The organism is Komagataeibacter sp. FNDCF1 (assembly GCF_021295335.1).
In the GTDB taxonomy this organism is placed as follows: domain Bacteria; phylum Pseudomonadota; class Alphaproteobacteria; order Acetobacterales; family Acetobacteraceae; genus Komagataeibacter.
The window spans coordinates 2950528-2973342 of sequence record NZ_JAIWOT010000001.1 but is presented as its reverse complement, the minus strand read 5'-3'; the positions used below and the strand labels follow the sequence as shown (position 1 = coordinate 2973342).

General features: G+C 58.3%; 18 protein-coding genes and 1 pseudogene. 12 read left to right on the top strand and 7 right to left on the bottom strand.

All coding sequences use genetic code 11. The features are described 5' to 3' along the window. Positions 1-59 precede the first annotated feature (59 nt). Genes leuS through holA form a run of 3 tightly spaced genes read left to right on the top strand, consistent with a single transcriptional unit; the run spans position 60 to position 4558 of the window. Positions 60-2693 (top strand): leucine--tRNA ligase, encoded by a 2634-nt coding sequence (leuS, locus tag LDL32_RS14075; protein ID WP_233067936.1) that lies wholly within the window; start codon positions 60-62, stop codon positions 2691-2693. Positions 2694-2696: 3 nt separating this feature from the next. After that, positions 2697-3542: an LPS assembly lipoprotein LptE gene (locus LDL32_RS14070; RefSeq protein ID WP_233067933.1), complete on the top strand. Its 846-nt coding sequence runs from the start codon at positions 2697-2699 to the stop codon at positions 3540-3542. Continuing rightward, positions 3539-4558: a DNA polymerase III subunit delta gene (holA, locus tag LDL32_RS14065; RefSeq protein WP_233067930.1), complete on the top strand. Its 1020-nt coding sequence runs from the start codon at positions 3539-3541 to the stop codon at positions 4556-4558. Before LDL32_RS14070 ends, holA begins: the two co-directional genes overlap by 4 nt. Positions 4559-4617: 59 nt before the next feature. Here the strand turns inward: holA and LDL32_RS14060 are convergent, their stop codons facing one another. Next, complete coding sequence (locus LDL32_RS14060; RefSeq protein WP_233067929.1) at positions 4618-4869, bottom strand: hypothetical protein; 252 nt, start codon at positions 4867-4869, stop codon at positions 4618-4620. Positions 4870-5816: 947 nt separating this feature from the next. On the opposite strand from LDL32_RS14060, the gene LDL32_RS14055 reads away from it, so the two are divergent. The 5 genes and pseudogenes from LDL32_RS14055 (at position 5817) to LDL32_RS14030 (ending at position 8872) form a co-directional block, all read left to right on the top strand. Further along, entirely contained in the window at positions 5817-6065 is a 249-nt protein-coding gene (locus tag LDL32_RS14055; RefSeq protein ID WP_233067927.1) for a hypothetical protein, read from the top strand. Between the two features lie 45 nt (positions 6066-6110). Then, entirely contained in the window at positions 6111-6644 is a 534-nt protein-coding gene (locus LDL32_RS14050) for a GTPase domain-containing protein (protein WP_233067925.1), read from the top strand. 75 nt (positions 6645-6719) lie between these two features. Next, a pseudogene (locus LDL32_RS18070) lies at positions 6720-7474 on the top strand (IS5 family transposase); the annotation flags it as partial. A gap of 121 nt (positions 7475-7595) precedes the next feature. After that, on the top strand, positions 7596-8072 hold the full coding sequence (locus tag LDL32_RS14035; RefSeq protein ID WP_233067923.1) for a hypothetical protein: 477 nt from the start codon (positions 7596-7598) through the stop codon (positions 8070-8072). Between the two features lie 11 nt (positions 8073-8083). Then, complete coding sequence (locus tag LDL32_RS14030; RefSeq protein ID WP_233067921.1) at positions 8084-8872, top strand: hypothetical protein; 789 nt, start codon at positions 8084-8086, stop codon at positions 8870-8872. A gap of 679 nt (positions 8873-9551) precedes the next feature. On the opposite strand, the gene LDL32_RS18065 is transcribed toward LDL32_RS14030, so the two are convergent. Together LDL32_RS18065 and LDL32_RS14020 are read right to left on the bottom strand one after the other, a co-directional pair. Further along, positions 9552-9731 carry a hypothetical protein gene (locus tag LDL32_RS18065; RefSeq protein ID WP_370636705.1) on the bottom strand — a complete coding sequence of 60 codons (180 nt, stop codon included), beginning with the start codon at positions 9729-9731 and terminating at the stop codon, positions 9552-9554. A 165-nt stretch (positions 9732-9896) separates the two neighbouring features. Next, positions 9897-10733 carry an IS5 family transposase gene (locus LDL32_RS14020; protein WP_048856220.1) on the bottom strand — a complete coding sequence of 279 codons (837 nt, stop codon included), beginning with the start codon at positions 10731-10733 and terminating at the stop codon, positions 9897-9899. A 1152-nt stretch (positions 10734-11885) separates the two neighbouring features. Here LDL32_RS14020 and LDL32_RS14015 point away from each other — a divergent pair. Both LDL32_RS14015 and LDL32_RS14010 read left to right on the top strand, forming a co-directional pair. Further along, positions 11886-13145 carry an NAD(P)-binding domain-containing protein gene (locus LDL32_RS14015; RefSeq protein ID WP_233067919.1) on the top strand — a complete coding sequence of 420 codons (1260 nt, stop codon included), beginning with the start codon at positions 11886-11888 and terminating at the stop codon, positions 13143-13145. 54 nt (positions 13146-13199) lie between these two features. Continuing rightward, on the top strand, positions 13200-14531 hold the full coding sequence (locus LDL32_RS14010; protein WP_233067918.1) for an ATP-grasp domain-containing protein: 1332 nt from the start codon (positions 13200-13202) through the stop codon (positions 14529-14531). A 292-nt stretch (positions 14532-14823) separates the two neighbouring features. Here the strand turns inward: LDL32_RS14010 and pstS are convergent, their stop codons facing one another. From pstS to LDL32_RS13990, 4 genes are all read right to left on the bottom strand, one after another. After that, positions 14824-15834 carry a phosphate ABC transporter substrate-binding protein PstS gene (gene pstS, locus LDL32_RS14005; protein WP_233068928.1) on the bottom strand — a complete coding sequence of 337 codons (1011 nt, stop codon included), beginning with the start codon at positions 15832-15834 and terminating at the stop codon, positions 14824-14826. Positions 15835-16086: 252 nt separating this feature from the next. Next, complete coding sequence (locus LDL32_RS14000) at positions 16087-17544, bottom strand: mannose-1-phosphate guanylyltransferase/mannose-6-phosphate isomerase (RefSeq protein ID WP_233067916.1); 1458 nt, start codon at positions 17542-17544, stop codon at positions 16087-16089. A 103-nt stretch (positions 17545-17647) separates the two neighbouring features. Next, positions 17648-18319 carry a hypothetical protein gene (locus LDL32_RS13995; RefSeq protein WP_233067914.1) on the bottom strand — a complete coding sequence of 224 codons (672 nt, stop codon included), beginning with the start codon at positions 18317-18319 and terminating at the stop codon, positions 17648-17650. A gap of 215 nt (positions 18320-18534) precedes the next feature. Then, positions 18535-19884, bottom strand: a complete 1350-nt coding sequence (locus LDL32_RS13990) for a site-specific DNA-methyltransferase (protein ID WP_233067912.1) — start codon at positions 19882-19884, stop codon at positions 18535-18537. Between the two features lie 558 nt (positions 19885-20442). Here LDL32_RS13990 and LDL32_RS13985 point away from each other — a divergent pair. Next, positions 20443-21987 (top strand): hypothetical protein, encoded by a 1545-nt coding sequence (locus LDL32_RS13985; protein ID WP_233067910.1) that lies wholly within the window; start codon positions 20443-20445, stop codon positions 21985-21987. Further along, positions 21984-22787, top strand: coding sequence for a glycosyltransferase family 2 protein (locus LDL32_RS13980; protein ID WP_233067908.1), 804 nt, complete (start codon positions 21984-21986; stop codon positions 22785-22787). Before LDL32_RS13985 ends, LDL32_RS13980 begins: the two co-directional genes overlap by 4 nt. Positions 22788-22815: the final 28 nt, after the last annotated feature.

Genomic DNA, 22815 nt, shown 5'->3' with positions numbered 1-22815 from the left:
CCGCTCCCCCTGCCCGCGCAGGCACATGCAGCCTGCCCCGCACACCGAACCAGAAGAAGATGACCGAAACCAGCACCCCACCGGACAGCGCCCTCCCCGCCTATGACTTCAGCACGGCAGAACCGCAGTGGCAGGAACGCTGGGCCGCATCCGGCATCTTCAATGTTCCCGACGTACCGCCCGCCGACCGGCCCAAGTATTATGTGCTGGAAATGTTCCCCTACCCGTCGGGGCAGCTGCACATGGGCCATGTGCGCAACTATACGCTGGGCGACGTGGTGGCGCGCTACAAGCGCGCGCGCGGCTTCAACGTGCTGCACCCGATGGGATGGGATGCGTTTGGCCTGCCGGCGGAAAATGCCGCACGCGAACGCGGCGTGCATCCCGGTCAGTGGACGATGGACAACATCGCCGCCATGCGCACCACGCTCAAGCGGCTGGGCTTCTCCTTCAACTGGGACCGGGAAATCGCGACCTGCCTGCCGGAATACTATGGCAAACAGCAGAAGCTGTTCCTCGACATGCTCCGGGGCGGACTGGTCGAGCGGCGGGAAAGCTGGGTCAACTGGGACCCGGTGGACAATACCGTGCTGGCGAACGAGCAGGTGGTGGACGGGCGCGGCTGGCGCTCGGGCGCGCTGATCGAACAGAAGAAGCTGTCGCAGTGGTTCCTCAAGATCACGAAATTCGCCCCGCAACTGCTTGATGGCCTGTCCACCCTGCCGCGCTGGCCCGAGCGCGTGCGCACCATGCAGGAACGCTGGATCGGCCGGTCTGAAGGGGCGAAGGTCCGTTTCGCCCTGCATGAACCGCCCGCGGGGTTCGATACCGACCTTGATTCGGTGGAGGTGTTCACCACCCGCCCCGACACGCTGTTCGGCATGTCCTTCCTGGCCATTGCAGCCGACCACCCGCTGGCGGCAAAGGTGGCGGCGAAAAACGCGGCGGCAGGCGAATTCATTGCCGAATGCCAGCGGCTGGGCACATCGGAAGAAGCGATCGAAACTGCTGAAAAGCGCGGGTTCGACACCGGGCTGCGGGTCAGCCATCCGTTCATGCCCGATAAGTCCTTTCCTGTATGGATCGCGAATTTCGTGCTGATGGATTACGGTACGGGCGCGGTGTTCGGCTGCCCGTGTGGTGACCAGCGTGACCTTGATTTCGCGCGCAAGTACAACCTGCCCGTCACCCCCGTCATCCTGCCGCCGGGCACCGATGCCGCCACCTTCACCATGACCGACAGGGCATGTGACGGCCACGGCACGCTGATCAATTCCGGCTTCCTTGACGGACTGGATACCGAGGCCGCGAAAAAGGAAGCGATCACCCGGCTGGAAGGCATGGGGGTTGGCCAGGGCGTGGTCAACTGGCGGCTGCGCGACTGGGGCATTTCGCGCCAGCGCTACTGGGGCTGTCCCATTCCCGTCATCCACTGCACCGACTGCGGCCCGCAGCCCGTGCCCGATGACCAGCTTCCGGTCACGCTGCCCGAGGACGTGACATTCGACCGCCCCGGCAACCCGCTGGCCCACCACCCGACATGGAAGCACGTGGCCTGCCCCGGATGCGGCAGGCCCGCCGAGCGCGAGACCGATACCTGCGACACCTTCGTGGACAGTTCATGGTATTTCGCCCGCTTTACCGCGCCGCACGCGCCCACACCCACCGTGCCCGCGGCGGCGGATGGCTGGCTGCCGGTTGACCAGTATATCGGCGGGATCGAGCATGCGATCCTGCATCTGCTCTACGCCCGCTTCTTTACCCGCGCCATGCACGAGACGGGCCACCTGCATGTGGATGAGCCGTTTGACGGACTGTTCACCCAGGGCATGGTCAACCACGAAAGCTACCGCGACGCGCAGGGCAACTGGCTTTACCCCGAGGAAGTCGAACGCCGGGGCGACAGCGCCGTGCGCCGCGACAATGGCCAGCCCGTCACCATCGGGCGGGTGGAAAAGATGTCCAAGTCCAAGCGCAACACGGTGGCCCCCGTTGCCATCATCGAGCGCTTCGGGGCTGATACCGCGCGATGGTTCGTGCTGTCCGACAGCCCGCCGGAACGCGACATGGAATGGACGGAGGCCGGCGTTGCCGCGGCATCCCGCTTCCTCCAGCGCCTGTTCCGCATCGTACGTGGCGTGGCTGAACAGACGCCGGCTGGCGCCGCCTGCCCCGCCAGTGTGTCACGCGCGGCCGACAGCCTGCGCCGCGCCACCCACCGCACCATCGTGGCGGTGACCGACGCGCTGGACTCCTTCAGCGCCAACGTGGCGGTCGCCCGACTGCATGAACTGACATCCGCCCTGGCGGATGCGGAAAAGGCGGCGGGGGAAGACGGCATGGCCTTTGCCCGGCGCGAGGCCGCCACGGTCATATCCCTGCTGGTGGCCCCCATGGTCCCGCATCAGGCCGAAGCGATGATGGCGCTGCTGGAGCCCGGTGGCCAGCCGGTGGTGGAGCGGACCTGGCCTGCGGCCATTCCCGAACTGCTCAGGGCCAGCGAACTGACCATTGCGGTGCAGATCATGGGCAAGCTGCGTGGCACGATCGCGGTTGCCCCCGACCTGCCTGCGGAAAAAGTGATCGCCATGGCGGAAGCCGAGCCGAACGTGGCCCGCCTGCTGGAAGGGGCGCGGATTGTAAAGCGCATCCATGTGCCGGGGCGGATCGTCAATTTCGTGGTTGCGAAATAGGTCATGCCGCATCCCGTCCGTCACGCCGCCTTACTGTGTGCGCTGCTCATGCTGGGGGCATGTGGCTTCTCGCCCATGTACAAGACGACGGGAACCCATATCGGCGCGGATGGCCAGCCCACCGTGTCGAATGTGCTGGCGGAGCTCAAGCAGGTTTACGTTCCGTTGATTCCGGAACGCTATGGCCAGCAGCTGCGCCAGTTCCTGCAGCAGGATCTGAGCGGCGCCGGGCCGGAAAACCCGACCCGCTACGCGCTGCGGATCAGAAGCTACATCATGAACGAAGCGGTCGACATCCACGCCGACAATACCAGCGGCCGCACGCGCACCACCGCCTTTGCCCACTGGCAGCTCTATACGCTGGGGGAAGACCCGCAGTTGCTGGCGGGCGGCGATGCCTCGGTGGTGGATGGGGTGAACAATACGTACGAGCAGTATTTCGCCCTGACCCTGAACCTGGAGACCGTGCGTGGCCGCGTGGCCAAGAACATGGCCGAACAGATTACCCAGCAGGTGGCCGTCTGGTTCCGCACCCATGCCAAACCCGCGCTGGACGGCTCGGTCCCCGGACAGAACCAGCCGCGTTATGTCGACCCCAACAGCATCGTCAACCCCAACAACCAGATGCCCGCCCAGCAGCCGGGTGCCGACGGCCTGCCCGCCATGGCAACGGGGCGTACCGATTCGCAGCTGAATGAGCAGAACAACGAGGGTGCGGACATGACGACCGAAAGCGCGCCCGCCGACAATATTCCCGCCTCCTCCTCACGCTACGTCATGCCCGATGCAAGGACGAACACTACGGATGACATGTCCGGCATCAGCATTGGCGGGCACGGCAGCCAGTGAAGGTCAGCCCGCGCAATATCACCACGACACTACAGGCGCCGGGCAGCCTGCGGGCCATCGTGCTGCATGGGGATGATGTGGGGCTGATCCGCGAACGCGCCACCATTGCCGCGCACGCCATCTGTTCCGACCTGCAGGATCCGTTTCGTGTGGCCATGCTGGGGCGTGCGGACCATGCCCGGCTGGAGGAGGAAATGACCGCCCTGTCCCTGTCCGGCGGCAGGCGCGTGATCTGGGTGCGTGACGGGGCCGATGACCTGCTTGAACCGCTCCGGCACGGCCTTGCGCAGCATTCGGACGCGCTGGTGGTCGTGGAAGCACCCGCCCTTGATTCCCGCTCAAAACTGCGTGGCTTTGCGGAAAAGGATGCACAATGCGCCCTGATCGGCTGCTATCCGGAAGAAGGCCGCGCGCTGGAGGGGGCGATCCGCCAGATGCTGGCGGCACAGAACGTGGGCATAGACCCCGATGCCCTGGGCTGGATGGTTGAACGGGCCGGGCCCGACCGGGCCGCGACCCGCAGCGAGGTGGAAAAGCTTGCCCTGTTTGTGGGCAGCGGCGGACGGCTGGGACTGGACGATGTGCGGGCCTGCGTGGGGGATGCCGCCGGTGTCTCGATGGAAGATGCGGCCTTTGCCGCCATGGCGGGCCAGCGCAGGGAAGCCGATGCCGCAGCCCAGCGCGCGCTGATGGTCGATGGCAGCAGCCCCGTGACCCTGACCCGCGCCCTGCTGTCGCATATTCACCGGTTGCGCCGGGCACGACTTGCGGTGGATGGCGGCATGAGCCGGGCCGAAGCCATGCGGCAGTTGCGGCCACCGGTATTTTTCAAGCGTACGGACAGCTTCGAACGGGCGCTGGCGGCATGGTCGGCACCGGCCCTGCTGCGCGCGGCCACGGAAACACAGGCCCTGGAACTGGCGTGCAAACAGACCGGCAGCCCCGATATCGTACTGGCCCTGCGCCATGTCGCCCGTCTGTGCGCGCAGGCACAACTGGCGCACAGGCGGTCCTGACGGGCGAAATATTCCCCTACCCCCTGGGGAAACACCCTTGCCGTTGGGCGTAGGCTCGGTTACACAATCCGGGTGTGTCCGCGTAGCTCAGCCGGATAGAGCACAGGATTCCTGGTTTTCAATTGGGCGTCACGACGGGAAACCACGTGGCGGATCTGCTCAAATTCGGGGAACGCTCTGGCAATACGTTGCCGTGCCAATCCCGAGCCAAGGCCGGTCAGACGACCGGCAAGGTGTAGAGACTGGATGGGCAGCACCTGCAGGCCGCTTGCGGCCCATGGTGAAGGGACAGTCCAGACCACGAACGCCATGCCTGCATGGCGGCGGTGAAAGCCGAAGTGGTATGAATCCTGGGGCCGTGGGTTCGAATCCCGCCGCGGACACCAACATATATTCCAAACAGGTCGAATCAGTCCTGGGAATGACAGTCAGCTGCCATTTCCATGATGTTGCGGACCCCGGCCTGTTCCACCGGATCCTCCAGCCCGGCGCATGGGGTACCGGCGAAGAAACTGATTCGGCACGTGGGAATATCTGTCGCGTTACGGTGAAATCTTGCCGGGGCGTTCAAAAGGCTCGCAAACACTGCAATTCACCCGACGCCGTAATAGAATAAGGCGATGGAAACCGTTGATCCTGGTGCTCTATATCCGCCGATGAAGCCCAATGCCGCGAAACTGCGGCCGGTCCAATACCGCTTGGGTGCAAGGCACGGGTTTTAGCCTTCGGAGCATATCCCGAGGTTGCCGTTGCCGAAGCCGGAAATATCATAATAGTGCCCGAAGCGATCTCCGCACAAAGCAAGATCCGTCACTGACAGAAAAGCAGCAGAAAGCTGCCATGGCCGCGTTATCTGCTCTTATGGCGTGCCGTCAGTGAGCGCATGGTGCAGGTAAGACCTGTACCTGCACTCATGATGTGATATTTTCTTCTTTCATGCCACAGGCCTCATCTTCCGAGAGTTTTAAGCTCCGACAGACCCGAGACCGTTCACAGGTCGGACTGCCGCGACAATCGGCAAAAGTGTCAGCCATTGATGGCCGGGTTCAGGCCCGGCATGCTATATTACTGCCCATGGTGAATTATCTCCAGTCTCTGACAAAGAGGATCGCTCATTACAGCGGACAACGCATCCGTATACAACGCTGGGTAGACGTACACCGGATGAAGTGTATCATGGCATACTGGTATCGATGGCAGGAAGCCATATCTTGATGTAGTATATCATCATCCATCTTGATTTTTAAGGTTCTTAGGAATGGCAAATCCAAAATTAATATCTGCTATAGCCCTGACTGTAACTAAAACATTAACAGAAGGTTCAAAACTCTTCCTTGATTACCGAAGCAAAAACAAAGAAAATGTGTTGAAATCAGAAATAGAAAAAGAAAAAATTGTTTTTAATGCAGACGCAGATAAGAGAAAAAATACAACAGGTATAATCGCAGCCTCTTTGTTATCTGGTGCATGCATTTATGCTATAAAAAAGTTTAATGATGATGAATAAATATTATTTATTTTTAGTATTAAATAAACATAAAAGGTTCCGCATATGACAGATGATTTATCTGCTCTTGAAAAATTGGCTTGGAATTTCTCTTTAATACAAATTTTTGGCTATAAATTCGATCATATAAAATTGTGCGTTTTGGGGGAACGCGGAACAGGAAAGACAACTCTTCTTCATTTTATTCAATCTAATTCCGTTCCAACAAATAACAGCCAAACGGCACTTACAGAAAAACAAAAAAGTTTTCCACGAAAAATTCAAGATAAGCTTTATGATTTCAAAGAGAGTGTCGATGTTCCCGGAGACAAGGCTTTTTATAATGACTGGAAAGAAAGCTGTGAGACCGCTAACTGGATTGTTTACCTGTTTCGTGCTGACGAAATAATGCACAACGATGAGCGTGCCTGCAATCGTATGGAATCAGATATGTCTTTTATTTCTGACATATTGGATAGAAGAAAGAAGAAACCCGAAAAAATATTACTTATCGGAACCCATTGTGATTGCGACTCAGAATATGATTTACATAAAAAAATTTCTTACCAAGATCAATTAGGTTTCGTGGACAAAGGTTGACAGTAACGTCCATGATTGATTCAAAGCTGCCTTTTGGAGGCGTTGTTGGGCGAGCGAATTGGGCTTTCGGACGAGGAATGGGCCATCATCGGGGCGCTGCTTCCGCCTGAGAGGGGTCGTGGCTGCCGTCCTGCGCAAGACAATCGTCTGTATTTCGAAGGCATGATGTGGATTGCCCGAACCGGATCGCAGTGGCGCCACCTGCCTGATGATTATGGCAAGTGGAACAGCGTGTTCCGACGCTACCGACGATGGGTGACGACAGGCGTGTTCGATGCGATGCTCGAAACCTTGGCTGAAATGGTCGAGCGGGATACCACTGCCGACATGATCGACAGCACGGTGGTCCGGGCACATCATTGTGCTATCGGTATAAAAAAGGGACACAGGAAACCGAGGCGCTTGGCCGATCGCGCGGTGGTTTCACCACCAAACTGCACGCCCGATGCGACGCCAGGGGACGCCCTCTCGGTTTTGTCCTGACGCCGGGACAGACCCACGATATTCAGGGTTTCGGCCCGCTGTTCCGCATGATCGCTGACAAGATCGAGGCGTTACTGGCAGACAAAGGTTACGATGCCGACCTCATTCGCGAGGAACTTGCCAAGGCCGAAATCGAAGCCGTCATCCCGAGCAAAAGCAACCGTCGCAATCCTGTACCTCATGATAAAACCAAATATCGCTGGCGCAATCTCGTCGAGCGCCTGTTCAACAAACTCAAGAACTGGCGACGCGTTGCCACCCGATATGACAAAACCAAGGAATCATATCTTGGCTTCGTCAGTCTCGTGTCAGCACTCCAGTGGATACCCTTTGTCCACGAAACCTAACGCATACATTAAGCATTACGCGGGCCTTATGTTATTTGGATGGGATGCCAAGACCTCGAATTTTAATAGGAAGTCTTCAAGATAATGATGGCGCTCAAGAAATTCTAACGGAGATGCTAAAATGACATCCAGAATTAAAATTTTATATGCGCAATCATTGGATAACACTTCGCCTAATCCAATGACTTTAAATGGAAACTTTCTGGCAGCAGAAAACCAGGAAGAAAGGCAAGAGGCTGCGTCTATATTATCATTAATTTCGAAAAATTCTACAAAAACTACCGTGCATAATGGGACAAAGCTTATAGAATCAAAAGGAAATGGGTTTATATTTGAACTGCCTTGCGCAGAAAAAGACATATTATCCAGAGATACGTTTATAGTTTTTTGTGAAAAAAGTGATTTTAATGCGTCAGCGGAAAAATTAAATTCAATAAAATATGAAGTAACAAAATTTGCAAAATATATAAAAAGAAATGTTGACGCTGAAAGCGTTATGTTATTTTCTAAAAGATCAAGTTATGCAACGATTTTCATTGCTGGTATATTTTGTTTTTCATTTATATCTTTTTTCTCTTATTACTTTATGGTGAAATGAAAGAATATACAATGAATAAAAACCCCATCCTCGTCGACGACCTTCCTGACAATATCAATGACAGGCACTCTATTGTTATTCTCACTGATGACGACGTTGAAAAAGCTATCAGTAATGGAGAAGGAAAGTTTTTAGTAACTTCCAACCAAACTACTTTTCTGCGTTACAATGCAAATCCCGTTTCTCCATTATCCTCCAGTTTGAAGAATTTGATTTGTAAAAATATTTATACTCCAGGGAATAGACTAATTGCAAACCCATTTATTCCGTCTACTTATGAGCTTATTGATCGAGTAGCGGAAAATGTAAGCCTGTCGAAATTAACAAATTTTTCTAATTTATGCAGCCTTCTTGGTGCAAAATCCGTCTCTACTGTGAGTGTACAAGTGGCAATCGATGGTCATAACGCAGAATTCAGCTTTCCAGGTTCTGTCCCACAAATTCCAGCGGAACTGGCTGTATCAAGAAAAAAAGAGAAATATCTCAAATATGCTGAATTAATAAAAATAGAACAACGATTTTCTTCCAGTGAAGCAGACCTGAAAAAATCTGAAGAATACCTATATCAATCTGGATTAAGTAATGATCCTTTAATGATCAATATTTTTAATATAAGAAAAAACAAAAATAATAAAGCAGAAAGTTCAAATTTTGAAATAAATACGTTACTGGAAATTAAAAAAGATATGGATATTGTTTTTGAAATGAAAGTGCCCACATGGCTTTCTATGAAATATAATCAGGAAAAAGAAATTAACAAAATAACCCAGTCATCAGTAAAATTAGAAGTTGTATTTTAATTTTACCTAACTTATGTTATAAAACATGAAAAAGCGTTTTTAAATTAATGCATATCGTAATAGTGACCTGTACCTGTGCATGTACTATGATGTTTTCCCTGATTTTTAGGAAAGATGCGTATGCGGCAGTATGGTCTGCATGCCAGACAATAGAAGAAAATAAAGGGCCTTCTCCCCAGACGTGAAAGTCATGTCGGTATCACAACTTCAGGTAATGGCCTGTTTATTGAAGCCGTTCCGTATCGTTACCATGCAGGTATTTTCCGGCGTGACCTGCCTGCCCGGTAGGGTACCAGGAAGAACGTATACCAGCGATTACACTAATGGTGCGAAATGACGTGATGGAACGGTTTTTCTACCCTCAGCTGCTGATCACGACACTGAATACAGGATGGTCGACAGCACGATTGTCCGTAATCATCGGCATCGTGCGGAAGCCCGCAAAAAAAGGGTACAAATCAGGCCATCGAACGGTCCAGGGGCAGACTGACCATAAAGATCCGCGTTATCGTTGATAGTGCAGGAAAGGCTGCTGCCCGGTCCCTGGCAGCCGGGCAGCCGGACAGCGGGCTGATATCATAAACGCGGACTCTTTCTGGACAAAGTCGCGCCCCGAGCCCCAACGCCGACAGGGCTTAAGATGCCAGTCCTTTTATCAAAAAGCGCGAAGGGCGAAAGATTACGCCGGTTCTCCCGCTCCCCGTCGGGCATAATCATCACTTACGGAAAACGCCATCAGCCGCATGCCGTCCTGTCCGTAAACCCCAGGCAGGCTGTCGAATACGGTCATGAGACGCAGGTGCTGTTTTATCGCGGCTGGCAGGGCAAAGAACGCAGCGACAATTTCCTTTTCGGACATGCCTTTTTGCCAGCATGCCCCGGCAGGTCCAGAACGGGTCCAGCGGATGCAGGCCCGCGCGTCGTGCATTTCCGGCAAGAGAAGCGTCCGAGGTGAGGGCATCGAGTCAGCCTCACGAACCTCGCAGGGAACGGCTGCAGTCTTAGAGCCCGATCCGAAAGTTTTTCAACCCTGACAATGCCTTGCTGTCCGTCGTGTGAGCATTCGGATTGAGGCGATCAATGTCCATGCGGTTGAGGAAGCAATGGATTGTTCCCAATCTTTGGCGAGCCGCCTGCATCGTCCCAGCCATGCGAATGTCCGTTCCACCACCCAGCGACGCGGCAGGATCTGAAAACCCTTCACCGTATCGGACCGCCTGATGATTTCGAGGGTCCATTTTCCCATGGAGGCGAGCGCGGATCGCAATTTGTCGCCAGCATAGCCGCCATCAGCGAAGATGTGGCGCAGCCAGGGAAAGCGCCTGCGTATCGCTGCCAGAACATCAACGGCCCCATCACGGTCCTGGATATCAGCGGCATGAACGAGGAGAAAGATCAGGAAGCCGCAGGTATCCGTCACGATATGGCGCTTGCGGCCCTTGACCTTCTTCCCCGCGTCATAGCCCGAAATCCCGCCGCTTTCCGTGGTTTTCACCGACTGGCTGTCAATCACGCCCGCGCTCGGAGAGGCGTCACGTCCCTCGATCTCGCGCAGGCTCATGACCAGCACCGTATTCATGACCTCGAACACTCCGGCATCACGCCAGGCGTAAAAATAGCGCCTGATGGTCGAGACCGGCGGAAAGCATTTCGGCAGCAGACGCCACGCACACCCGGCCGAGGCTATGTAGAGCATCGCATTGACCACCTCGCGCATATCCGTCGTGCGCGGACGACCGCCCCGTTTCGCCGGGGGCACAAATGGCATGATCAAAGTCCACTCCCCGTCCGTCATGTCCGATGGATATCGCAATCTTTCCCGGCTATACTCGCGCCGGGCAATACCAGTCCATGTCACCATTCACTCCATCTCTCTGCAAAGACGGATGAATCACAACAGGCTGGTATTGTTCAAAAACTTTCGGATCGGGCTCTTAGCCAGTGTTTCCTGCTCCGCACGCACTGGGAGGGCACGAAAGTACCAGCCACATGCGGGCAGTTCACAGGTTCCGTTCTCGGCCCCTTCACCATTAAGGACAGGATGACCGTCCCGCTGCCGCCTTCGCCGCACGTACTGACCGCAAGGCACGGCCCTGTCCAAGGCACGCACGCCTGCGTGTCATTATATAGACAGCGCAGGGAGCAGATTGACCCATGCCGATACCTAATGTGGCACATGCCATTCCTGTACCATGGATCACCTGATTTGTACCATTACGGGACGGGTCGGCGTCATATCGTCAGGGTTCAATTAGCGAACATATGATGGCAGCGCCGTCACGGCTGCCTGATACCGTGCGTCCATGCAATTCAATACCTGTAAAAATATTTGAAAATAAAATTAACTACTTATAATATACTTACAAGAACCATAATGGTCATTTTTCATTTTTTTGACCTGACATGCACAGGTCTCTGTTCCTGACAGTCATGAAACAGACGGACAGCTGTACAAGACCGGTCCTGTATTACCGCATGCCATGACTTCATCTGGATGGTACATGATGGAATGCATGAATGAAATATAGATTTTGTATGAAACCAATATCAAACCCAAAAATACAATTCATGAAATACTTTGAAAATATACCCTCACTTAAAATAAACATATTAGTATGAAAACGGTTTCCTAAAGAACAGGCCAGCGCAACCATGGCGTGCTACGCGCGAAATATGCAATCAGCAGAAAAGTTCCCTGCTCTCGTTATATTAATCAAACATAGGGGTATGAATTTTACTTTCTTCCAAAGAATACGGTCCCGAGTGTGTGATTTTTGCAAGACGCTGCCTGCAATACCCTGACTATTTTTTTTGTGATTGTTGTCCGGTAAAGGGTAAATGTATGGTTAACATGTGGCAGGGTCATGCATCCGCCTGCCTGTTCCCGCAATTCCCGATTGGCATGGAGCAAGAAACATGTACAGGTTTCGTTAGAAATCTAAATAAATATACGCAACTTTTCCCGATTTATAAATAAAGATCAGTCTTCGGACTGCAGGCTGGTGGATTTCCAATGAATACCGACATAGCCATTATAGGGGCCGGCCCCTATGGTCTTTCGCTGGCTGCCCATCTGCGCGACAGGGGGGTGGACTTTCGTATTTTCGGGCGACCGATGGCCTTCTGGCGCGATCATGTGCCCAGTAAACTGTGCCTCAAGGCGGAAGGCTTCGCCCTCGACCTGTTCGATCCGAAGCGGCAGTCCACCCTCCGGCAATTCTGCGCGGAACGGGGCCATCCCTACGCCCCGACCGGGGTGCCCATCCCCGCCCGGGTCTTTACCGAATATGGCGAGGAATTCCAGAAAACCCACGTGCCCCACCTCCAGCCGCACAACGTGACGCACCTGTCACGCACGCAGGACGGATTTATCCTGCGTCTGGAAAACGGAAAAAGCGTCGTGGCACGCAATGTGGTCATGGCGATCGGGATCGGTGATTTCGCCAACGTCCCGCCCCCGGTGCGCACGCTGCCCCCCGAACGGGTCAGCCATACATTTGCCCAGACCGATTTCGCACGCTTCGCGGGCCAGCGCGTTGCGGTGATCGGGGCGGGGTCCTCGGCGGTGGATACGGCCAGTTTCCTGCATGAAGCGGGAGCCGAGCCTGTTATCTGCACCCGTCGGCCCAAGATCTGGATCAATCACCCCCCGCGCAAGATACCGCTGCTCAAGCTGCTGCTGACCCGCATCAAGAAGCCCCGGTCCGGACTGGGCACGGGCTGGCGCTCCCGCATGGCCAGTGACCTGCCCGATGTCTTCCACATGCTGCCCGCGCGCCTGCGCCTGCGCATAACACGCGGGCATCTGGGGCCCGCCGCGGGCTGGGTGACGGGACAGGTCGTGCGCGACAACAAGGTGCCCATCTGCCTCAACCTGGACCTGCGGCGCGCCAGCATGCGCGGGCAGGCCATCCATCTGGAATTCGCCGATACCGAACAGGGCACGATGCGGGAAATGGATGTGGACCATGTCTTCCTGGGCACGGGAGTACACATTGACCTTGCGCGCATCCCGTTCCTGGATCGGGCGCTGGTAGCCAGCATCCGTACGGAAGACAACATGCCCGCGCTGTCGCGCAACTTTGAATCAAGCGTGCCGGGGCTCCATTTCATCGGGCCGCTGGCGGCAGGCAGCTTTGGTCCCCTGCTGCGCTTTGCATGGGGCGCACGATTTGCCGCGCGCCGCCTTTCGGGGCGGTTCCGGCGGCAGGCAGCCGGGGCCTGGACCCGGTCGCAGCCACAATCCCGCCCACAGCCCGCCCTTGCTCAGTGAATGTCCTGCCGGTCATGGCGTGACAGCCAGGCCTGAACTGGAAAGTCCCTACCCATGAAAAATGATTTTACAGTTCTCATCATCTCCTCCGTATGGTGGTCGGCCATCACACGCGCGGCGCTGGAGTTCCTTGAAAGCGGGGTAACGGTCCACGCCATCTGCCCGCCCGGGCATTCGCTGCGCTGCATCCGCGCCATCAGTTCCGTACGCAGCTATCCCTGCGTCTCCCCCCTCGCCACGCTGTCGGACGCCATTGTACAGACAAAGCCTGACCTGATCATTCCCGCCGATGACCGCGTGGTCGGCGCCCTGCACCAGGTCCATGCGGAAGCCGACCCCGCAACCCGGGCTGGCAGGCTGTGTCGTGACATCATTGAACGGTCGCTGGGCCAGCCCGCGTATTTTGCCTATGCCCAGACCCGGCTCAGGCTGATCGATGCGTTGCGTGCGCGCGACATCCCCACCCCGGCCGCCGTCAACCTGGATACGGTAGAGGACGTGCACCGCTGGTGTGCGACGGTACCCGGCCCGTGGGTGCTCAAGCGTGACCGGAGCTGGGGTGGTTCGGGCGTGGTCATTGCCGACACCGTGCGGGAGGCCGAAAGCAGTTTCCGTCGCCTGTCACAGCCGGTCCGGATGGCCTGCGCGCTACGGGTGCTGCTGGCTGACCGTGATATCTATTCCTTCATGGAGGCAACAGCGCGGCGGTCCATGCCTGTCATCGCGCAGGCGCATGTCAGCGGCATGCCCGCCAATATCATGGTGGCATGCTGGCAGGGGAAGGTGATCGGCACGCTCGGGGTCAACGTACTCTCCTATCAGGGGCGTACGGGGGCTGCGACGGTGATAGAGATCACCCGGTCCGCCGATATGGAACGGGCGGCACGGGTGACATGCGCGGCACTGAACCTGTCGGGTTTTTTTGGCCTGGATTTTGTACGCTGCGCAAAAACCGGCACCTATCACTTCATAGAAATGAATCCGCGCCTGACCCAGATCGGCCATCTGTGCCATGGCGGCACGACACTGATCCGCCGCCTGCTGCAGCATGTGCGTGGCGGCCCGCAGGCCGCGCGTCCCGATCCCGCCATGGAAGTGGGCGAGCGCAACGTGATCGCCCTGTTCCCGCAGATCCTGCGTGCCGATGCAAGCCGGCTGAACAACGCGGCGGCATGGATCGACATTCCATGGCGCTACCCCGAACTGGTGGAGGAACTGCTACGCCGGCCCTGGCCACGCCGGGGGTCGGTGGCCCGGCTGGAGGAGCGCCTCCGCCCCAACATGCCCTATGGCAAATCGGTGGATCGGAGCGAGGCGCTGGGCAAGCTGTCCACCCTGCTGCAGGGCGGCATGGTCACCGACAGTCCTTTCCTGGCGGCATTATGAACCCACGATCTGGCGGCATGGAGCGGCAGGTGAAAGAGCGGCACCAGGCTGCCGCGTGCTGAAGGATGCATTCATTCAGGGCCGATGACAGGAGCCAGACCTGCAAACCGCAGGGAATTTCCGGCAATGCCTTTTCCACGAGGTTTCAGGGAACGCCGCCTTCCGGAAAAAGGCGGCACCCGGAATAATCATCATTCATTGACCCGCCATTCTGAAATCATGCCTGATCAATACAGAAAGGCCGCCCGGACAGCCGGGCGGCCCTGTCATGCCATTATCGGGGAAGGCCGTATTATCTGGCGCTATCCCACTGGCTCAGGATATCGGTCTTGACGTTGGCTGGCACCGGAACATAGTCAAGACGGTAGGCTGCGGCGTCCCCGTTCCTGAGTGCGTAGCCAAAGAACTTGCGCACATCCGCGCCATGGGCGGTCTTGGCGGTGGGCACGGGAACCAGCACGTAGGTGGGCGACATGATGGGCCATGCGCCAGCGCCATCGGTATCAAGCAGGTCCACCGCGAAATGGGACGCATCCTTCCAGTCCGCTGCCGCGGCGGCGCTGTTGAAGCTGTTCATGTCGGGGGCCACGAACGCGCCGCTGTGGTTCTTCAGCTTGACGGTGATCATGTGGGCATTGGCGGCAAAGGCATATTCGACATAGCCGATCGCGCCTTCGGTATTGCGCACGGAGGCGGCCACGCCATCATTGCCACGCGCGCCGATGCCACCGGGCCAGGCAATGGAAGCGCCCGCGCCCTGACCTTCGCGCCATTCAGGCGAGACATGGGCCAGGTAGCCGGTAAAGACGGCCGTCGTGCCCGAACCATCGGCGCGGTGCACGGTTGCGATTGCGGTATCGGGCAGTTTCAGGCCGGGATTGAGGGCCGCGATACGCGGATTGTTCCACTGGTCGATCTCACCACGATAGATGGCGGCCAGCGTCGGGCCATCAAGCTGGATCTGGTTGGCTGCAATGCCGGGCAGGTTGATGACCGGCACGATCCCGCCCATGACGGTCGGGAACTGGAACAGGTGGGCGGATTCCAGCTTCTGGCGGTCCATGGGCACATCGGATGCGCCGAAATCAACCGTACCGGCCAGAATCTGGTTCTGGCCCGCGCTGGATCCCACGGTCTGGTAATTGAGGTTGACGCCAGCCGCACTCCGACCGTCTGCCCCCCAGGCTCCGTAGATAGGTGCAGCGAAGCTGGAGCCGGCACCTGTAATATCAGCAGCATGCGCCATGACCGGCAGGGCGGTTGCCAACAGGGCGCATGTAAGCAGTCGAGCAGGAAAGTACATAATACTCATGTTCTCCGACATGAAAAGACAGACGTGCCTGGCTGTGCAGCAGACATGCGGCACAATAAAAAATCGCCCATATAAAATAAAATGATATGTCCATGACAGTTTTATGAAGGAAATATGAACACCTTCCGCCCTGTCATTCATCGCCTACCTTCCTTGCCCGCCCGTTCTGGAAAACCGAAAAAAAAGGGCGTGGCGCGGCCCATGCCACACCACGCCCCGATCGGGCGCATCCCGTCCGCCATATCAGGCGCGGCTGTAGGCGTCTTCCAGCCGGACGATATCATCTTCCCCCAGATAGGGGCCGGACTGGACCTCGATCAGGGTCAGGGGGATGCGACCGGGATTCTCCAGCCGGTGCACGGCGCCAAGCGGCAGGTAGACACTCTCGTTCTCGCGCACAAGGATCGTTTCCTCATTGCGGACGACATGCGCGGTCCCTTCCACCACCACCCAGTGCTCGGCACGGTGGAAATGCTTCTGCAGCGACAGCTTTCGCCCCGGTTCCACCACGATGCGCTTGACCTGGAAGCGGCTGCCCTCGATCAGGGTCTCGTAAAAACCCCACGGGCGGTAACACCGGGCATGGGATGCCGCTTCCTTGCGCCCTGCCTTCTTGATCTGGGCCAGTATGGTCTTGACGTCCTGCGCATGCTGGCGGTGCGCGACCAGGACCGCATCATCATTGACCACCACCAGCAGGTCCTCCACCCCGGTCACGGCGGTCAGGATGCCATCGGTACGGATATAGCTGCCCGATGTGTCATGCACGAACACATCGCCTATGGTGGCATTGCCTGCATCGTCCTTCGGGCTGAGTTCCCACAGCGCATCCCAGCTGCCAACGTCGGACCAGCCGAAATCGGCGGGAATGACGGTCATGAGATCGGTACGCTCCGCCACAGCATAGTCAATCGAGATATCGGGACACACGGCAAAGGCCGCCGCGTCCAGCCGCTCGAAATCAATATCGGTGGAGCGCTTGCGCATGGCGTCCCTGACTGCGGAAACGATGGCGGGTTCGAACTTTTCCATCTCGGCCAGCATGGTGCGGGCGGTGAAGACAAACATGCCGGAATTCCACAGGAACCGCCCTGTTTCGAACATCCGCGCGGCATTTTCGGCATCGGGTTTTTCGACAAATCTGGCAACGGAGAACGCCCCGGCAAATCCGTCCAGCGCCGCACCCTGTTCAATATAGCCATAGCCGGTTTCCGCCCTGGTGGGCGTCATGCCGAACGTGACGATACGACCCGCCCGCGCGACCTCCACCGCCACGGCTAGGGCGGGGCCGATATTCTGCGGCTTCTGCATCGCGGCATCGGCGGCCATCACCCACAATACGGCGTCGGGGTCCGTCTCGGCCGCAAGCAGGGCGGCAGCGGCAATGGCAGGGGCCGAATTCCGCCCCACCGGCTCCAGCAAAATACGCGCCTGTGTTATGCCGACTTCCTTGAGCTGCTCGGCCATGACGAAGCGGTGCTCGTTGTTGCACACCACGATTGGCGCGCTGAACCCCGCGCCGTGGCTGCGCAGCGCGGTTTCCTGCACCATCGTATGCTTCGAGACCAGCGGCCAGAACTGCTTGGGATAGGACCCGCGCGAGACGGGCCACAACCGGCTGCCGCTTCCACCCGACAGGATAACCGGAACCACGGGAACTGACTCATGCCGCGAGGCGGCAGGCGTAATGGAAGCGACCATCATGACTCCTTGAAAAAAAGATCATTACCCATGTGCGCGGGCACGCATGAAACCCGTCCTGGCACCGGTCTCCAACACCGCGTTCCCCGGCCGGTCAGCCAGCCTAATGCAGCTTTTGCGCCGCCTGTCGCAGCACATCAAGCGAGTCGCGAAGCTGCATCGTCTTTTCGTAATCGGCGATCTGCTGATGATAGGCCGCGAAAAGAATGGCATCGACGCGGATGACCAGCTTGCGCAGCCGCCAGAACTGTTCGGAATCAATAATCAGTGTGCGCGATGTTTCCTCCAGCGCGCCAACCTGCACATATTTTGTGTTGTGAATGGGGTCATCGTGCAGTTCCTCGAGAAAAATCGGGATGAAGCACAACGGGCCGGGACAGGGCACCGGCACGAAGGGACGTATTTCATGCCCGTCATACACCTTGACGCGGCTGATATCGAATTTGCGGTATTCGTGCACAAGCCACGCCATCTGCGCCGCCGGTGCGATGCGGGTGAAATCCGCGCGGGTGATGTCAAGGAAAACGCGCCGGTTGCGGATGATCGTCCCGTCATATTCGGCAAGCTGGCGGGCATAGGCCGCTTCTTCCTGCGAATGCTTCATCAGGACATTATGCCTGGCGAAGTTCGCATCACTATTGGCGCTCCAGTTCAGGTAACCCGCCATCCCGCCCAGCAGGGCAAGCAGCACCGGCACGGCCATGCAGGCCCAGCGGTGCCGCCTGACAAAACCCGACACACCCGAGTGCCCCCCATCTGCGTATGCCGGATCCATGTGCCGGTTCTCCCTGCCTGCACGCGCCGCCTTTCGCGCGCCATCGCGTCCCTGATCGCAATGCCCGGCGCGACGGGCGGTTCCCCTTCCCTGCCTGCCGGGCCGTTTTCGTGCCCGCATTCTAACAGAGGCAGGTCAATTTCACCACGCCCGCCCGCTCCCCCCTTTTCATGCACAATAACGGACGGCCCGCCGTGGCAGCCCCGGGCCTGCGGTTATGGCACGGGCTGGAGGCAACCGGCCTGCCGGGGCATGACCAGCCGGCAGAAATGAAACCCGGCCCCCGGTGGCTGGCCATGTCCGGCCAGCACCCGCGCAAGCCGGGGCTGGATGACCGTCGTGGCGATGTGTTCATCCCTTTCCACCATGATGAAGCGCCGCGTACCGCCATCCGCCGCATTGAGGTCCATCACCGCCTGCCCCGTGGTGCCTGAACCGCCAAACGCATCCAGCACCAGCGCATCGGGCCGCGGGCACAGCGCGCGCAGCAGGTAGGTGATCAGGGACAGCGGCTTGGGATAATCAAAGCGCACCCCGTGCAGCGCCAGTTCCGCCGCCGCCTGCTGCACCGTGCCCATGCCCTGCAGCACGGTCAGGACATGGCTTGCCTGCCCGGCGCGGTCCTTTTCCATGAATACGGCCCCGCTGCGGGTCAGGTAGAAACGGGTGGCCAGCCCGCGCCGGTCGGCAATGTCACGGAAGCCACCGGCAATGAAGGCCATGCACTGCCTGCGCGAACTCCACCCGCTGCGCAGGGTCACGGGCCGGAGCAGACGGCCGTCGCGTACCACGACCGGCGCCGTGAACCGTGGCCAGAATTTCTCACTTTTGGGAGGCGCGATCTCGCCTGAATCGAAACAGGCAGGAAAACCCGCGGGCAGCACCAGGTTGGACACGGGATTGCGCGGTCCGTTCTTGACAATGGTATTCCGGATGAAGGGCTGCCGCAGCTTGCTGTCCATCCCCACCTGCGGGGCCAGGACACTGCCGGGCACGAAGCGCTTCGCATCGCGTGCAAAGACCACCACATATTCATGATTGGTCTTGATGCGGCTGTGGTTATCCATGTTGCCCGCGTTCACCCATACAAAGGTGGCCAGGAAGTTGGCCGCGCCAAATACTTCCTCCATCAGCAGGCGCAGGCGGGGATATTCCCGGTCATCAATGCAGCAGGCGATCACGCCATTTTCCGCCAGCAGGCGGCGCAGCACGATCAGGCGCGGATACATGAGGCACAGCCACCTGTCCTGACGTGAAAGCGCGCGTGCAGCAGGGCCCATGGCGGCTTCCAGCCCGTGCGGCCAGACGGGCATGCTGGCGCTGTCATCATACAGCCAGTCCCGCCGGCCGGTATTGTAGGGCGGGTCGAGCAGCGCCATGTCCACCCGCCCCGCATGCGCCCGCGGCAACGCCAGCAGGGCCGCGAGGTTGTCACCATGGATGACCTGACTCCCCCTCTGCGCCGTGCCACGGGACAGGGCGGGATCAACCCGCAGCGTGCCCGCCACCATGCGCTCGAGACAGGCGGCAATGGCGCGCTTGCCCTCCCATTCCAGCGTGGCCACCCGATCCTTCCTTCCCTGCCGCGTGTGGCCCCTACTATCCGCCACCTGCGCTCTGAATGGGAGGGCACGTCCGGACACAGCATTGCGAGAAACGACCGGCATCGCCTGCCCCGCAGCCCATACGTCACCACATATCCATTACGGTCGATAATATCGTGACCCTGATATATCCGTCTCCTCCCGTTCCACTCCATACCCCCGGTTCCCAGGCCGGTTTCCGGAGGCATGACATGCCCTCCGTCCTCACCGGCGCATCCGGGGCTGGCCAGAAGCCTGCGGACAGGAAGCGACCCGGACCCGACACACGCGCGGGAAACCGGCATGGGGAGGAACGGTGGAGCAGGCCCGGGACTGGCGGTCCGTTTTATGATGATCCGGTACAGCATACGGCCTGCAACCCGCATGAACCCGGCAATTCCGATAAAAATAAGCGGCTGGAATAATCAATTGTTAATTGCTCTGCCCTAGCAGGAGATGTGCGCGCTCCATGAACGTACTGCACCGTCATGCCACGCCCCAGCCGAGGTAAAGCCATTGTCCGCGGACCTGCTCCTGACATTGACCCGTACTGAACAACAGGACCTGGAGACCATCAGGGAATCAGGCCAGTTCGACGCGGAATTCTATCTTGCCACCAATCCGGACATCGCCGGTTCCGGCTATGAACCGCTGGTCCACTATGTCAAATACGGCTTCCGTGAGGGACGGCGCCCCAACCGCAATTTCCGCCCGGCGCTGTATCTGGCGCAGCATCCCGATGCGGGCGCGGATAACCGCAATCCCTTCATCCATTTCCTGCAGACCCATTCCGGCTGCCATGTCGCCCATCAGGGACTGCTGACACGTTTCCGGCTGGAAGACCTGAGCCTTGGGGTCCGGACGCTCGAGCAGCTGCCATTTTTCGAACCGGAAGACTATCACGACCTGAACCGCGACGTGGCCCGCGCCACGACCGACCTGGCCGAACACGCCCTGCTGTATGGCGTGCCGGAGGGGCGGCGCATCTTCGGGGCGCTACGCGTGTCCGAAACGCTGGGCGCGCTGTGCTGCGGCAAGGGACTGGATGATGCGGACTATACACTCCCCGACGGGCCGGTTCCCGACAGTATCGGCATATTCCACAATTCAGGCGGCAATGTATTCATTCATGAAATCGCGGCCGACCTGCACCGCACCCTGGTCGATGCGGGCCTGAACTGCAGCCTGCTGGATGAAAATGCCGACCCCGACAGCCGTCCGGATCTGTGCATATTCGTCGCCCCGCATGAATTCTTCCATATCGGACGCGGGCAGGCATGGGCCACGGGCAGCATCATCCAGGATGCGATCATGTTCAATACCGAACAGCCGCAGACATTATGGTTCGAGCGCGGTATTCCGTTCCTGCTCATGTCCGCCGGTGTGATCGATATCTGCCATCAGATGGCCGAAGGCTTCCGGCAGGCCGGCATGCCCGCCATCCATTTCACCCCCAATATCGGCACCGGGCGCGATTACCTGCGCAAAGAAGACATGCAGCACCCCATGGTGCGCGTCCTGCCGCCCGCCTGCCGCAAGCAGCCCGATCCCCACACCCCGTTTGCCGACCGGCAGCTGGACATAAGTTTCTTTGGTGGCAGTTCCCCCCACCGGGAGAAATTCTTTGCCCGCAATGCCGGTTTCTTCGCGCAGTACCGCAATTATTTCTATTACCGCAAGTTTACCGCCCCGATTGACAGCAGCCCGCGTGACAACCCGCTCTCCCGCCTGGCTTCCCACGTTGCGGGGCATTCGCGCATCGCGCTGAACATCCACCGTGATGATTATGGTTTTTTCGAATGGCACCGTATTGTCAAGGGAGCCATGGCCAATGGCAGCGTCGTGGTGTCCGAGCCATGCCTGCCGCATCCGGTCTTCCAGCCAAATGTCCATTTTCTGGAGGAAACCGGCCGCCACATTCCCAACCTGATCGAGTGGCTGCTGAACACGCCCGATGGCCAGGCCCGCGCGGAGGAAATACGCGCGACCACGCTACAGCTGGTCAGCGCCCCCACCCATAACCGCGCCCACTGCACGCGGATCAGGGGATTCATCTCGTATGTATGGAGTACGCCCGAACCATGAGCCTCAATGCCCCGTGGATGGCCACGGCCCGGGTTGCCTGCACATTCAGAAGCCGCCGCAGGAAGCCTGCCGACCTGATCAGCGTATGCCTGACCAATTACAATTACAGCTGCTATATTCTGGAAGCACTGGATTCCATCGCCGCACAGACCCATGCACCGCTGGAACTGGTGGTGGTCGATGACCATTCGCGCAAGGATGACTCCGTCGCCCTGATCACCGCCTGGATGGAGGAAAATCACAAGCGGTTCTGGCATGCGACGCTGGTCGTGCATGCCCGCAATCAGGGTCCGTCCGCCGCCCGCAACACGGCCTTCAGCCATGCCGGCGGCACGTTCGTGTTCGTGATGGATGCGGACAACACCGTCTACCCCCGCGCGCTTGGCCGCCTGCATGAAGCCGCGCTGGATGGTGGCTTTGACGCCACGTACAGCCAGATCGAATTCTTTGGCCTGGAACAGCGCATCGGCTCGGCCGACATATGGGACCCCATGCAGATGGCACGGGAAAACTACGTGGATGTCATGGCGCTCATCCGCCGGCAGGCATGGATGGACGTGGATGGCTACAGCCATATCGACGAAGGCTGGGAAGATTACGATTTCTGGCTGAAATTCATGGATCACGGCTTTGAGGCAGGCTACGTGCCCGAAATCCTGTGCCGCTACCGCATGCATGGTGATTCGCGCACCACCAACGATGCCTGGGCCGCCCATGAGCGCCTGCGCGCCATCATGGCCTTTCGCCACCCTGAACTCACGGCCCGCGCCCGCATGGCCTCCCCCGTGGCAAAAGCATAGCCGGGGCGTATTTCCGCGCGCGGTCGTT

Coding starts and splice junctions, on each gene's coding strand:
- leuS (WP_233067936.1), top strand. CDS start 60: ATGACCGAAACCAGCACCCCACCGGACAGCGCCCTCCCCGCCTATGAC.
- LDL32_RS14070 (WP_233067933.1), top strand. CDS start 2,697: ATGCCGCATCCCGTCCGTCACGCCGCCTTACTGTGTGCGCTGCTCATG.
- LDL32_RS14060 (WP_233067929.1), bottom strand. CDS start 4,869: ATGGCGTTCGTGGTCTGGACTGTCCCTTCACCATGGGCCGCAAGCGGC.
- LDL32_RS14055 (WP_233067927.1), top strand. CDS start 5,817: ATGGCAAATCCAAAATTAATATCTGCTATAGCCCTGACTGTAACTAAA.
- LDL32_RS14050 (WP_233067925.1), top strand. CDS start 6,111: ATGACAGATGATTTATCTGCTCTTGAAAAATTGGCTTGGAATTTCTCT.
- LDL32_RS14035 (WP_233067923.1), top strand. CDS start 7,596: ATGACATCCAGAATTAAAATTTTATATGCGCAATCATTGGATAACACT.
- LDL32_RS14030 (WP_233067921.1), top strand. CDS start 8,084: ATGAATAAAAACCCCATCCTCGTCGACGACCTTCCTGACAATATCAAT.
- LDL32_RS18065 (WP_370636705.1), bottom strand. CDS start 9,731: ATGTCCGAAAAGGAAATTGTCGCTGCGTTCTTTGCCCTGCCAGCCGCG.
- LDL32_RS14020 (WP_048856220.1), bottom strand. CDS start 10,733: ATGGTGACATGGACTGGTATTGCCCGGCGCGAGTATAGCCGGGAAAGA.
- LDL32_RS14015 (WP_233067919.1), top strand. CDS start 11,886: ATGAATACCGACATAGCCATTATAGGGGCCGGCCCCTATGGTCTTTCG.
- LDL32_RS14010 (WP_233067918.1), top strand. CDS start 13,200: ATGAAAAATGATTTTACAGTTCTCATCATCTCCTCCGTATGGTGGTCG.
- pstS (WP_233068928.1), bottom strand. CDS start 15,834: ATGTACTTTCCTGCTCGACTGCTTACATGCGCCCTGTTGGCAACCGCC.
- LDL32_RS14000 (WP_233067916.1), bottom strand. CDS start 17,544: ATGGTCGCTTCCATTACGCCTGCCGCCTCGCGGCATGAGTCAGTTCCC.
- LDL32_RS13995 (WP_233067914.1), bottom strand. CDS start 18,319: ATGGATCCGGCATACGCAGATGGGGGGCACTCGGGTGTGTCGGGTTTT.
- LDL32_RS13980 (WP_233067908.1), top strand. CDS start 21,984: ATGAGCCTCAATGCCCCGTGGATGGCCACGGCCCGGGTTGCCTGCACA.